Source organism: Acidovorax sp. 1608163, assembly GCF_003669015.1.
GTDB lineage: Bacteria > Pseudomonadota > Gammaproteobacteria > Burkholderiales > Burkholderiaceae_C > Acidovorax.
Map to the genome: position 1 here is coordinate 1,351,465 of NZ_CP033069.1, position 11,939 is coordinate 1,363,403.

Below are 11,939 nucleotides of genomic sequence, written 5' to 3' on the forward strand. Positions count from 1 at the left end.
GCCCATGCCCGCTGTTGCGCTGTGCATCCGCACCTTCGACTCGGCTGACGAGTCGGAGGTGGTGGCGCTTTGGCATGCCTGTGGGCTGGTGCGCCCCTGGAATGATCCGTACAAGGATATTGAGCGCAAGCGAAGCTTTCAGCCCGGGCTTTTTTTGGTGGCCACGCAGGCTGATGCGGCGGGTGTGGAGGTGTTGGTCGGATCTGCCATGGCGGGGTACGATGGTCACCGTGGATCGGTGTACTACCTTGCTGTCGCGCCAGAGCATCAGAGGGCGGCTTTGGGCCGTCGGCTGATGCAGGAAGTGGAGCAGCGTCTGCTGGCGCTAGGCTGCCCCAAGGTCAATGTGCTGGTGCGGACCAGCAATGTGCAGGTGCTTGGTTTTTATGACGCGCTGGGTTACGCGCAGGATGAGGCTTTTTGCCTTGGCAAGCGATTGATCCCTGACCATTGAGTGCGGATTGGGTGCGCTGGTGTGTCAGCGCGATCTTGCTCCAGTGCCTACCCTGAACCATCTTTCTTTCTCTCCTGAGTTTCGGCGAGGTCTGTAACGCATTTGGCATGCGTGAAGGCCAATGGGCTGCGGCGAGGTACTTTGCCAAAAAGGGTTAGCGCAAAACAAAAAAGCCGTTGCATGTGCAACGGCTTTTTAATGATTTGGTGCCCAGGAGAGGACTCGAACCTCCACGATGTTACTCGCTAGTACCTGAAACTAGTGCGTCTACCAATTCCGCCACCTGGGCATTTCAGGAAAGATTTGAATTATAGAACAGGTTTTTCCTGTTTTTATAAGTTGTCTTGATTTTTTTGAAGGATGGCTTGTGCAGTCCGTTTGCCATCCATAAAAAAAGCCACCGCAGAGGCAGTGGCTTTTTTATTTAGAAAACCGTCATCGGTTGTCGTTAAACTTGGTGCCCAGGAGAGGACTCGAACCTCCACGATGTTACTCGCTAGTACCTGAAACTAGTGCGTCTACCAATTCCGCCACCTGGGCATTTCAGGAAAGATTTAGATTGTATATCAAAAAAAACACCCCCGGCGCAGCGCCTGCACACCTGTCTGACGAAATCGAAGGCAGCATTCAGGGGCACCGAGATGGGCATGGGTTTGTCATCCGCGACGACGGGGATGGCGATATCTTCATCCCTCCCAACGAGATGCGGGCTGTGTTGCACAAGGACCGTGTGCGTGTGCGCATCGTTCGCCAGGACCGCCGCGGCCGCCCTGAGGGGCGGGTCGTTGAAATCATTGAGCGTCCTTTTCAGCCCATCATTGGCCGTTTGTTGCAGGAAAGCGGCGTATGGCTGGTGGCCCCTGAGGACAAGCGCTATGGGCAGGATGTCCTGATCCCCAAGGGGGCCACTGGCGCTGCCAAACCGGGGCAAGTGGTGGTGGTGGAACTGACCGAGCCGCCTGCTTTGTTCGGGCAACCTGTGGGCCGCATTGTTGAAGTGCTGGGCGAGGTCGATGACCCAGGGATGGAGATTGAGATTGCGGTGCGCAAGTACGGTGTTCCGCATGAGTTTTCTGCGGACTGTCTGGCGCAGGCCAAGGCGCTGCCAGACAAGGTTCGGGCGTTGGACAAGAAGCGCCGGGTGGATTTGACCGATGTGCCTTTGGTCACCATTGACGGAGAAGACGCGCGCGACTTTGACGATGCCGTGTATTGCGAGCCCGCTAAAGTGGGGCGCAGTAAAGGCTGGCGCCTGCTGGTGGCGATTGCCGATGTGAGCCACTACGTCGAAACCGGCAGTGACATCGACATTGACGCCTACGACCGAGCCACCAGCGTTTACTTTCCGCGCCGCGTGATTCCCATGCTGCCCGAAAAGCTCAGCAATGGCCTGTGCTCTTTGAACCCCGAGGTCGAGCGGCTGTGCATGGTATGCGACATGCTGGTGACCGCCAAGGGCGAGGTCCATGCCTACCAGTTCTACCCGGCAGTGATGTTCAGCCACGCCCGCTTCACCTACACCGAAGTGGCTGCAATTTTGGCCAACACCCGTGGTCCTGAGGCCAGCAAGCGCAAGGACCGGGTGAAGGATTTGCTGAACCTTCACGATGTGTACCGCGCCCTGCTGGTGGCGCGCCGTGAACGCGGGGCTGTGGACTTTGAGACCACTGAAACGCAAATCGTGTGCGATGAAAACGGACGCATCGAAAAAATCGTCCCCCGCACCCGCAACGATGCCCACAAGCTGATTGAAGAAGCCATGCTGGCTGCCAACGTTTGCAGTGCCGACTTCATCGCACAGGGTGGGCAGCCCGGATTGTTTCGGGTGCACGAGGGGCCAACCCCTGAAAAGCAGGAAATTCTGCGGGGCTACCTCAAGGCCATGGCAGTGGGGATGTCGATCAGCGACAACCCCAAGCCTTCGGAGTTTCAGGCGATTGCCGAGGCGACCAAAGACCGCCCAGATGCGCAGCAGATCCACACCATGCTGCTGCGCTCCATGCAGCAGGCGATCTACACGCCCATCAACAGTGGGCACTTTGGCTTGGCGTTTGAGGCCTACACACATTTCACCAGCCCGATTCGCCGCTACCCCGACTTGCTGGTGCACCGCGTCATCAAAGCCATTTTGAGCAAGACGCAGTACAAGTTGCCCGCCTTGCCCACCCCTGGTGAGGCCCATGCCAAGCTGGCCAAGCGGCTGGCAGCGCGCGTGGCGCCCCCGGGCACCAAGCCAAGAAAAGAAGCCAAGCCTGCCAGCCGTGAAACCCAGGCCTGGGAGGCGGCGGGCCTGCACTGCAGTGCCAATGAACGCCGCGCCGATGAGGCCAGCCGCGATGTGGAGGCTTGGCTCAAGTGCAAGTACATGCGCGAGCACCTGGGCGAGGAGTACAGCGGCGTGGTCAGCGCGGCCACCAGCTTCGGCATCTTTGTGACGTTGGACGCCATGTATGTCGAAGGGCTGGTGCACATCACCGAGCTGGGGGGCGAGTACTTCAAGTTCGATGAAGCGCGCCAGGAGTTGCGCGGTGAGCGCACGGGCATCCGTTACGCCATTGGCACGCGGGTGCGGGTGCAGGTCAGCCGTGTGGACCTGGACGGGCGCAAGATTGACTTCCGTCTGGTGCGTGAGAACGAAGAGCTGATCGGCCGTGCGCTCAGGGACAAGGGGGTTGGCGGTGATTCGGCCACCGCACCGGGCGGTAAAAAAGGGCGCTCTGCGGCAGAGCGCAAAGGCTCTGCCGCAGGGGCGGCTGGCAAGGGCCGCAGGCCTGCGGCAGATGCATCGGCCTTGGACGCGACCCCGTCCGCGCGTGACCGGGGCAACCGTTCCCCCATCCAGTCACTGAAGGCCTCGGTCAAGCAGGCTGTGGCCAGTGGCAAGCCCGCCAAGGGCAAGGGCCGTAAGGCGCGCCGCAGTTGAGCACAGTGCCACCGGGGGGGGCGTCCCCGGTGGCGTGTTGGACTTGGCGGCTAGGCCAAGCGTTGCGCCAGTGTTCCCGCAGTCAACGGCATTTGCTCTGGCCACTGGTCTGCTGCTTGCCCATGGACAAAGACGGCGGCCATGGCCGCCTGTTCGGGGGGCATGCCTTGTGCCAGATAGGCACCAATCATGCCTGCCAAGACATCGCCGGTGCCCGCCGTTGCCAGGCGGGCATTGCCCGTGGGGTTGATGGTGGGGGTGCCCTGGGGGCTGGCGATGACGGTGCCTGAGCCTTTGAGAACCACCACACACTGAAATTGACGGGCGAGTTGCTGTGCTGCAGCCAGCCGGTGGGCTTGCACCTGGGCGGTGTGGGTGTGCAGCAGGCGTGCGGCTTCCAGCGGGTGGGGGGTCAGCACGGTGGTGTGCTGGCGTGCGGCGCGCGCCTTGAGCACCTGTTGCAGGCTGCCCTCTGCGCTGAGGGCGTTGAGGGCATCGGCGTCCAATACCAAGGTGCCTGCCCGTTGCAGCACGGCTGGCAGCACGCCACGCACCGCTTGCCCGCCGCCGCAGCCGCACACCACGGTGAGGGCCTCCAGCTCCAAGGCTTCAAAACGGCGCAGCATCAGCTCAGGCTGTGTGCTGATCTCGGCGGTCTCCGCAGGGTCCAGCAGGCTGACCAGCACCCTGCCAGCACCCGCATGCAATGCCGCGGATGCGGCGAGCAGCGCGGCCCCTGTCATGCCCATGCCGCGCTGGGCCAGCCCTTCGCCGCCCACGATGGCGACATCACCATAGCTGCCTTTGTGGCTGGCATGGTGGCGCTGCGCTCTGGCGGGTGGGCCTGCCAGCCAGGCGGTGGGGGGCTCCCGGTTTTCCTGTACGCGGCTGTGCGGTGTGTGCGGATGGGGTGGTGCGCTCAAGTCATCCAACCACACCTGTCCTGCCGCATCTCGCCCGTGGGCGGTGAACAGTCCCGGCTTCAGGGTCAGCAGACTGAGGGTGTAGCGTGCCCCTGCGCCACCCGTGAGGCCTGCGCCGGCGGCGGCTTCCAGCCCGTGGGCATATTGCCCGGTGTCGGCATCCAGCCCCGATGGCACGTCGACTGCTAGCACCGGGGCCCTGCAGGTGTGCAGCTGTGCCAGCCATTGGGCGAGCACGCTGCCTGCGGTGTTGGGGGCTGGTGCGGGCGGGGTGGAGGCGCGCACGCCAATGCCCAGCAGGGCATCGATGCACAGGTCTTGCGGCGTCAGGTGCTCGGGTGGGGTGTCGCTCCAGGTGGTGTGGGCGGTGTTTCGGGCTTTCTCCCAGGACTTCCGTGCGTCGTCCGGCAGTGTTTCGGGCGAGCCCAGCCAGGTGATGATGACCTGGCGGTCGCTGCGTGCCAGATGGGTGGCGGCCTCCAGCCCATCGCCGCCATTGTTGCCCGGGCCGCAAGCAATCCATACGGTGCGTGCGTGCGGGGCAATCGCCTGCGCCAGCTGGGCCACGGCCCGTCCGGCGCGTTGCATCAGGGTGTGGGGTGGGAGTGCGGCCGCCATGGCCTGTTCTTGTCGGCGGGTGGCGGCGGTGTCGAATAACGGGTGGGCTTGGTCGGGCGTGATGCGTTGCATGGCAGGGTCCCGCAGCGCAAAGGGCTGCTTATCCCTTGATTTTGCGCTGCTGGGGGCCTGTTGACGATCTCGCGGGGGTGGTGAGGCCCCCGTGCCTTTAGCCAAGCTTATTGGGCAGGCCTCTTTGAACTTGAAATATCCGTTCGGATTGAGCTTGTCGAAACCTTGCGCTGCGCTTCGACGGGCTCAGCGTGAACGGTTCAAGTAGATTTAGTGTCGGATCAATAAAAGCGCTGCGCCTCCAGCCCCTGCAGGTTGACTTCCGGGGTGCGTTGGCCGATCAGATCGGCCAACACGCGGGCGCTGCCGCAGGCCAGGGCCCAGCCACCGGCGCCGTGCCCGGTGTTGAGCCAGATGCCGGGCAAGCCGCTGTTGCCCAGGGCGGGCGCTCCGTCGGGCAGGGTTGGGCGTGCGCCCCGCCAGATTTGCAGGCTGCCAGACAATTGCGCGCCGCCGGGAAACCAGTCATTGACGGCGCGGTACAGCTTTTGCAGGGTGGCGTGGTGGTGCGGCGCCTGCGGCGATCCGACTTCGGCGCCGCCAGCAATGCGAATGCGCTGGCCCTGCCGTGTGATGGTGATTTGCTGTTGCGCGTCGATGGCGCTGGTCAGCGGCGCATGGGTGGCCTCGCGCAGGGGGGCGCTGACGGAGTAGCCAAACACCGAGGCCATGGGCAGCTTCAGCCCGCGTGGGCGCAGCAGGGCGGGGGAGGCGGCGCCCGCGCACAGCACCACGGCGTCAAACCGGCGCATGTCGGGCTCGCCTTGCAGCCACAGGCCGGTGGGCTCGCTGGACAGCGCGGTCACTGGGGTGTTGAACGCAAATTGCACCCCGGCACTTTGCATGCCTTGGCGCAGCATCTGGGCAAACAGTCGGCAGTTGCCGGACGCGGCGGAGGGCAGCAGCACCACGCTGTCCAGTGGTGCTTCGGGCGACAGGCCGGGCTCCAGTTGGCGCGCATTGTCTGGGCTGATGTCTTGGACCGGGGTGCCGGATTCGCGCAGCCAGTCCAGCAGTGGCTGGAGCTGCGCGCGGTCTTTGGCGGACCGGAAAAGAACCAAGCGGGCGGTATTGCTTTCAAAATCCAGCTCGTGGCGCGCGGCAAGGTCCAGGGTGCGTTGGCGGCTGTAGCGGGCCAGGCCCTCCAGTGCTGCCAGTGGTGTTTGGCTGCGCCGCCAGCGCCACAGCCAGGCCAGCTCCTTCAGTCCGGCGCCTTGCGCCATGCGGATGCCCGCTGGTGTGCTGCCCAGCAGCCCGGCTTTGCCAGCCAGTGCACAGGGGGTGGTCAGGTAGGGGGCGAGCAGCCCGGCGTTGGCAAAGCTGGCTTCCTCGGCGGCGGCGCTGCGCTGTTCCAGCACGGTCACTTCATGGCCGTCGTGGGCCAATTCGTATGCGGTGGTCACGCCGATGATCCCGGCGCCCACAATGGCGATCTTCATGGTTTTGAATGAAATGGTGCTCTAGCGCTTTTTCTATAAGCGCTAGCAGCTATTATTTTTGTAGCAATTCTTCGATACGCAAGCCAATGTTGAGCACGGCGTCATCGTGCTCACCCGCGTGCCAGACCATCAGCCCGGTGGGCAATTCGCCGCGCACATGGCAGGGCAATGAGAGTGCGCAGCCGTCCAGCATGTTGACCACGCTGGTGTTGCGCAGCACCAAGGCGTTGACCTTGAAAAAGGCCTCGTCACGCGCTTCGCCCGGTGCTACATCGGCCATGAGCGGGGCGGGGATGGGGGTGCAAGGGGAGAGCAGGGCATCAAAAGAGGCCATGCGGGCTTGCATGCGGTTGATCCAGTCTTGCCTGGCTTGCTGCAGGTCGATGTAATCGGCGGCGCCCATGGTGCCGCCCCGCTCGATGCGGCTGCGGACCCGAGGGTCGTACCGATGGGCCGACTGGGCCAGCAGGGGGCGGTGCCATGCGTAGCTCTCGGCGGCGGCCAGGCTGCCCTGTGCTTGCATGGGGCCTAGTTCGGCTGTTTCACGCAGATCGATGGTCTCGATGTGTGCGCCCGCTTGCTGCAGTGCGTCCAGGGAGCGCTGGAACGCGGTGCGAACCTCTGGGGCGAGGTCTTCCAAAAATGTGGTGGCGGGTACCGCAAGGCGCCACTGTGACAGGGGGGCAGCGCTGCGCACTGCGTGCCGTGCGGCCAGAACCTCGTGCACCAGGATGGCATCGCGCACGCTGCGCGTCATGGCGCAGGCGGTGTCGAGGGTGGTCGACAGGGGAATGGCGCCCCCGGTGGGCACCAGCCTTGCCGTGCTTTTGAACCCGACCAGTCCATTGAAGGCCGCAGGGATGCGGATGGACCCCCCTGTGTCTGAGCCCAGCGCGGCAAAGCAGGCGCCACTGGCCACCGATACAGCAGCACCCGAGGATGATCCGCCCGGCACGCGCGCACCACCGGGGATGGCGCCAAAGCGGGCGTCGAAGGCGGCGGGTGTGGTGAAGTGCGGGTTGGTGCCCACTCCGGAAAAAGCGAACTCCACCATGTGGGTGCGGCCCACAATGCTGCCGCCTGCGGCACGCAGTCGGGCTACGGCGGGCGCATCGCTTGCGGCTGCCGGGGCATCTTGTAAAGCCAGCGAACCTGCTGCGGTGACTTGCCCTGCCACGTCAAAAAGGTCTTTGACGGAGATGGCCAGACCCGCCAGGGGTTGGTGCGCTGTTTCGGTGCGTTGCAACCGATCACGCTCTTGCTCAAAGGATGAGGAAAGAAAACAGTGGGCCGCAGCAGGGGCTTGCGCCAAGCGCTCCGATGCCTCCATGGCCTGGGCTGCGGTCAGGGCGCCCTCTTGTATCAGGGCGCGGGTCGCGATCAGGTCGGCTTGCATGGGTGTGCTAGAATCTTTGGGTTTTGCTGTACGCAGTGGCGCGTGGTCTTTTGGCCTGAGCCCGCAGTTGAGGCAAAACCAATCGCAAACCAGCCCCGTCAAGGTGTTGCGGCTTCAAGCAGAAGTCGCAAGTTATGGGGCTGGATTTTAGACCCAACCTTTGGAGTATTTTTATGTCCGTTACTATGCGCGAAATGCTGGAAGCCGGTGTCCACTTTGGTCACCAAACCCGCTTCTGGAACCCCAAGATGGCCCCGTACATCTTCGGTCACCGCAACAAGATCCACATCATCAACCTGGAAAAGTCGCTGCCACTGTTCCAGGAAGCCCAAAAGTTCGCCAAGCAACTGGCTGCGAACCGCGGCACCATCCTGATGGTGGGTACCAAGCGCCAAGCCCGTGAAATCCTGTCCACTGAAGCGCAGCGCGCTGGCGTGCCATTCGTGGACCAACGCTGGTTGGGCGGCATGCTGACGAACTTCAAGACCGTGAAGACTTCGATCAAGCGCCTGAAGGACATGAAGGCCCAGATGGAAACCGGTCTGGACAGCCTGAGCAAGAAAGAACAACTGACTTTCAGCCGCGAAATCGCCAAGCTGGAAAAAGACATCGGCGGCATCCAGGACATGGCTGCCTTGCCTGATGCCATCTTCATCATCGACGTGGGCTTCCACAAGATCGCCGTGGCTGAAGCCAAGAAGCTGGGCATCCCACTGATCGGTGTGGTTGACACCAACCACTCGCCTGAAGGCATCGACTACGTGATCCCTGGTAACGACGACTCGGCCAAGGCTGTGACGCTGTACGCCCGTGGCATCGCTGACGCGATCATCGAAGGCCGTGCCAATGCCGTGAACGAAGTCGTGAAGGCTGTGGCTTCGGAAAGCACTGACGAATTCGTGGAAGTGCAAGAGTCGGCTGCCTGAGCGCCCGGCTGCGCGACCGTGGTCGCGAATGAAAGCGGGGCTCCTGGTTAGCCCCCTTTTTTTTAGCCCGAGTTTTGAATCGTTTGAACTGAATACTGAAGGAACACAGATGGCTGCAATTACCGCAAGCATGGTTGCTGAACTGCGCGGCAAAACCGACGCTCCCATGATGGAATGCAAGAAGGCACTGACAGAAGCCGACGGCGATATGGCGAAAGCGGAAGAGCTGCTGCGCGTCAAGCTGGGCACCAAGGCTGGCAAGGCTGCTGCCCGCGTGACGGCTGAAGGCGTCGTGGCCAGCTACATCAACGGCGATGTGGGTGCCCTGATCGAGGTGAACAGCGAAACCGACTTCGTTTCCAAGAACGACAGCTTCATCGCCCTGGCCAACGCTGCTGCCAAGCTGGTGGCTGACCACAACCCTGCTGATATCGCTGCACTGAGTGCTCTGGCCTACGAGCAAGAGACCTTTGGCCCCACGTTGGAAGATGTGCGCAAGGGTCTGATCGGCAAGATCGGCGAGAACATGTCGTTCCGTCGCTTCAAGCGTTTCTCGGGCGGCAACCTGGCTTCCTACCTGCACGGCACGCGCATTGGCGTGGTCATCGAATTTGACGGTGATGCTGCTGCGGCCAAGGATGTGGCAATGCACGTGGCTGCAATGAAGCCCGTGGCGCTGACCAGCGCTGATGTGCCTGCCGAACTGATCGAAAAAGAGCGCTCGGTGGCCGCAGCCAAGGCGGCTGAAGACAAGGCCAAGGCCGAAGCTGAAGGCAAGCCAGTGCAGTCCGACGAAATCGTGTCCAAGCGCATCGAAGGCGGCGTGCAGAAGTTCCTCAAGGAAGTCTCGCTGTTCAACCAAGTCTTCGTGAAGGCTGCGGATGGCAAGCAAACCGTTGAGCAAATGCTCAAGGCCAACAACACCACCGTGAAGGGTTTCACCCTGTACGTGGTGGGTGAAGGCATTGAGAAGAAGGTGGACGACTTTGCTGCTGAAGTGGCAGCCCAAGTGGCTGCTGCCAAGGCTGCTGCCTGATCTACTGACTCCCGCTTAACCCTCAAACACCATCATCCATTGGAGAAATTGCCCATGACCACCGCCGCGCCAGCCCACAAGCGTATTTTGCTCAAGCTGTCCGGTGAGGCGCTGATGGGCGATGACTCCTTTGGCATCAACCGCGCCACCATCGTCCGGATGGTGGAGGAAATTGCAGAGGTGACCCGCCTGGGTGTCCAGGTCGCGGTGGTGATTGGGGGGGGAATATCTTCCGTGGTGTGGCGGGCGGCTCGGTTGGTATGGACCGGGCCACTGCCGACTACATGGGCATGCTGGCCACGGTCATGAATGCCCTGGCCTTGGCAGATGCCATGGACAAGCAAGGCCTGACGGCGCGGGTGATGTCGGCCATTGCCATTGAGCAGGTGGTGGAGCCCTATGTGCGCCCCAAGGCGCTGCAGTACCTCGAAGAGGGCAAGGTCGTGGTGTTTGCCGCAGGCACGGGCAACCCGTTTTTCACCACAGACACCGCCGCTGCCCTGCGCGGCGCCGAGATTGGTGCCGAGGTGGTGCTGAAGGCCACCAAGGTCGACGGCGTATATACTGCCGACCCTCACAAGGATCCCACCGCAACGCGCTACACGAAGCTCAGCTTTGACGAGGCTATGTCCCGCAATCTGGGCATCATGGATGCCACGGCGTTTGCCTTGTGCCGTGATCAAAAGCTGCCCGTGCGCGTGTTCTCCATCATCAAGCATGGCGCTCTCAAGCGCGTGGTGATGGGTGAAGACGAAGGTACCTTGGTCTACGCCTGACCATCCGAGTGCCCCGCAGCAGCTTCGCCCTGAGGAAACAACATGACGATTGCCGATATCAAAAAAACCGCTGAAACCAAGATGGACCAGTCCATCGCAGCGTTCAAGAACAACCTCCAGAAGATCCGCACGGGCCGTGCCAATCCTGCGTTGCTCGATAGCATCCAGGTGGAGTACTACGGCTCCATGGTGCCCCTGAGCCAGGTGGCCAACGTGACCCTGCTGGATTCGCGCACCATCAGCGTGCAGCCCTGGGAAAAGGGCATGGGCGCCAAAATCGAAAAAGCCATCCGCGAGAGCGATTTGGGCCTGAATCCAGCGTCGATGGGGGATTTGATTCGCGTGCCGATGCCGCCCATGAGCGAAGAGCGTCGCAAAGAAATGACCAAGCTGGCCCGCAATGAGGGCGAGAGCGCCAAAATCGCCGTGCGCAACCTGCGTCGCGATGCCAATGAATCCGTGAAGAAACTGGTCAAGGACAAGCTCGCTTCGGAAGACGACCAAAAGCGTGCAGAAACCGACGTGCAGAAATTCACCGACAAGCACATCGCTGAGATCGATGCGCTGGTCTCTGCCAAAGAACAAGAAATCATGGCGGTCTAAGCTCCCGTCAATGGAGCTGACTGATCGTTTGCATGTCTGATTCGCCGGTGGTGCCCCACCACATCGCCATCGTGATGGATGGCAACGGCCGCTGGGCCAAGCGCCGCTTCATGCCGCGTTTGGCCGGGCATAAGCAGGGTGTTGATTCGCTGCGCCGCTGTGTGCAAGCCTGTGTGCAGCAGGGCGTTGCGGTGCTAACCGTCTTCGCCTTTTCCTCCGAAAACTGGAATCGCCCTGCGGATGAGGTCTCTGGCCTCATGGAGTTGCTGGCCATGGCCCTGGGTCGCGAGGTGCCGCAGCTCAAAAAAGATGGGGTACGGCTTTACTTCGTAGGCAGCCGTGAAGGCCTGTCGCCCAGGGTGCGCGACGGCTTGGCCCAGGCCGAAGCAGCCACGGCCGACAATACGCGCCTGATCCTCAATGTGTGTTTCAACTATGGCGGCCGTTGGGACATCGCACAGGCGGCGGCCTCACTGGCAGCCCGTGGCGAGGCCATCACCGAAGCGAGTTTGCACGCTGCCATGGGAATGTCCCATGTGCCAGATCCAGACTTGATCATTCGCACTGGAGGGGAGATGCGTATCAGCAATTTCCTCCTCTGGCAGGCGGCCTATTCCGAGTTGTACTTCAGTGATCGCTTGTGGCCTGACTTTGATGAGTCGGCCTTGGACGAGGCATTGAATGCCTTCCAGGCGCGTGAACGCCGCTTTGGCAAAACGTCTGAACAAATAGTGTCCGTGCATCCTGATCCGATGCCGGGCTGAAAAGGCACC

Annotated in this window: 9 protein-coding genes, 2 tRNA genes and 1 pseudogene; 7 read left to right on the plus strand and 5 right to left on the minus strand. The window is 62.1% G+C overall.

What is annotated here, in order from left to right; translation table 11 throughout:
- Nucleotides 1-4 precede the first annotated feature (4 nt).
- The gene (locus EAG14_RS06040; protein WP_121728359.1) at nucleotides 5-454 is read left to right on the plus strand and encodes a GNAT family acetyltransferase; all 450 of its coding nucleotides are present in this window, start codon (nucleotides 5-7) and stop codon (nucleotides 452-454) included.
- 204 nt (nucleotides 455-658) lie between these two features.
- Here the strand turns inward: EAG14_RS06040 and EAG14_RS06045 are convergent.
- Nucleotides 659-743, minus strand: a tRNA-Leu gene (locus EAG14_RS06045).
- Nucleotides 744-909: 166 nt separating this feature from the next.
- Nucleotides 910-994, minus strand: a tRNA-Leu gene (locus EAG14_RS06050).
- 19 nt (nucleotides 995-1,013) lie between these two features.
- Between EAG14_RS06050 and rnr the strand changes: the two genes are divergently transcribed.
- A complete protein-coding gene (gene rnr / locus EAG14_RS06055) occupies nucleotides 1,014-3,377 on the plus strand; it encodes a ribonuclease R (protein ID WP_121728360.1) in 2,364 nt (787 codons plus the stop codon).
- Nucleotides 3,378-3,427: 50 nt separating this feature from the next.
- On the opposite strand, the gene EAG14_RS06060 is transcribed toward rnr, so the two are convergent.
- The 3 genes from EAG14_RS06060 to EAG14_RS06070 form a co-directional block, all read right to left on the minus strand.
- The gene (locus EAG14_RS06060; RefSeq protein ID WP_121728361.1) at nucleotides 3,428-4,990 is read right to left on the minus strand and encodes an NAD(P)H-hydrate dehydratase; all 1,563 of its coding nucleotides are present in this window, start codon (nucleotides 4,988-4,990) and stop codon (nucleotides 3,428-3,430) included.
- Nucleotides 4,991-5,211: 221 nt separating this feature from the next.
- Nucleotides 5,212-6,429: an FAD-dependent oxidoreductase gene (locus EAG14_RS06065; RefSeq protein WP_121728362.1), complete on the minus strand. Its 1,218-nt coding sequence runs from the start codon at nucleotides 6,427-6,429 to the stop codon at nucleotides 5,212-5,214.
- Nucleotides 6,430-6,481: 52 nt separating this feature from the next.
- Nucleotides 6,482-7,825: an amidase gene (locus EAG14_RS06070; RefSeq protein ID WP_121728363.1), complete on the minus strand. Its 1,344-nt coding sequence runs from the start codon at nucleotides 7,823-7,825 to the stop codon at nucleotides 6,482-6,484.
- Nucleotides 7,826-7,998: 173 nt separating this feature from the next.
- On the opposite strand from EAG14_RS06070, the gene rpsB reads away from it, so the two are divergent.
- From rpsB to uppS, 5 genes and pseudogenes are all read left to right on the plus strand, one after another.
- A complete protein-coding gene (gene rpsB / locus EAG14_RS06075) occupies nucleotides 7,999-8,751 on the plus strand; it encodes a 30S ribosomal protein S2 (protein ID WP_099656207.1) in 753 nt (250 codons plus the stop codon).
- Nucleotides 8,752-8,860: 109 nt separating this feature from the next.
- Nucleotides 8,861-9,787, plus strand: a complete 927-nt coding sequence (gene tsf, locus EAG14_RS06080) for a translation elongation factor Ts (RefSeq protein ID WP_099656206.1) — start codon at nucleotides 8,861-8,863, stop codon at nucleotides 9,785-9,787.
- Nucleotides 9,788-9,841: 54 nt separating this feature from the next.
- Nucleotides 9,842-10,563, plus strand: a pseudogene (pyrH, locus tag EAG14_RS06085) (UMP kinase).
- Nucleotides 10,564-10,605: 42 nt separating this feature from the next.
- Entirely contained in the window at nucleotides 10,606-11,166 is a 561-nt protein-coding gene (gene frr, locus EAG14_RS06090) for a ribosome recycling factor (protein WP_099656205.1), read from the plus strand.
- A gap of 32 nt (nucleotides 11,167-11,198) precedes the next feature.
- The gene (gene uppS / locus EAG14_RS06095; protein WP_121728364.1) at nucleotides 11,199-11,930 is read left to right on the plus strand and encodes a polyprenyl diphosphate synthase; all 732 of its coding nucleotides are present in this window, start codon (nucleotides 11,199-11,201) and stop codon (nucleotides 11,928-11,930) included.
- The last annotated feature ends 9 nt before the right edge of the window (nucleotides 11,931-11,939 follow it).

Coding starts and splice junctions, on each gene's coding strand:
- EAG14_RS06040 (WP_121728359.1), top strand. CDS start 5: ATGCCCGCTGTTGCGCTGTGCATCCGCACCTTCGACTCGGCTGACGAG.
- EAG14_RS06060 (WP_121728361.1), bottom strand. CDS start 4,990: ATGCAACGCATCACGCCCGACCAAGCCCACCCGTTATTCGACACCGCC.
- EAG14_RS06065 (WP_121728362.1), bottom strand. CDS start 6,429: ATGAAGATCGCCATTGTGGGCGCCGGGATCATCGGCGTGACCACCGCA.
- EAG14_RS06070 (WP_121728363.1), bottom strand. CDS start 7,825: ATGCAAGCCGACCTGATCGCGACCCGCGCCCTGATACAAGAGGGCGCC.
- rpsB (WP_099656207.1), top strand. CDS start 7,999: ATGTCCGTTACTATGCGCGAAATGCTGGAAGCCGGTGTCCACTTTGGT.
- tsf (WP_099656206.1), top strand. CDS start 8,861: ATGGCTGCAATTACCGCAAGCATGGTTGCTGAACTGCGCGGCAAAACC.
- frr (WP_099656205.1), top strand. CDS start 10,606: ATGACGATTGCCGATATCAAAAAAACCGCTGAAACCAAGATGGACCAG.
- uppS (WP_121728364.1), top strand. CDS start 11,199: ATGTCTGATTCGCCGGTGGTGCCCCACCACATCGCCATCGTGATGGAT.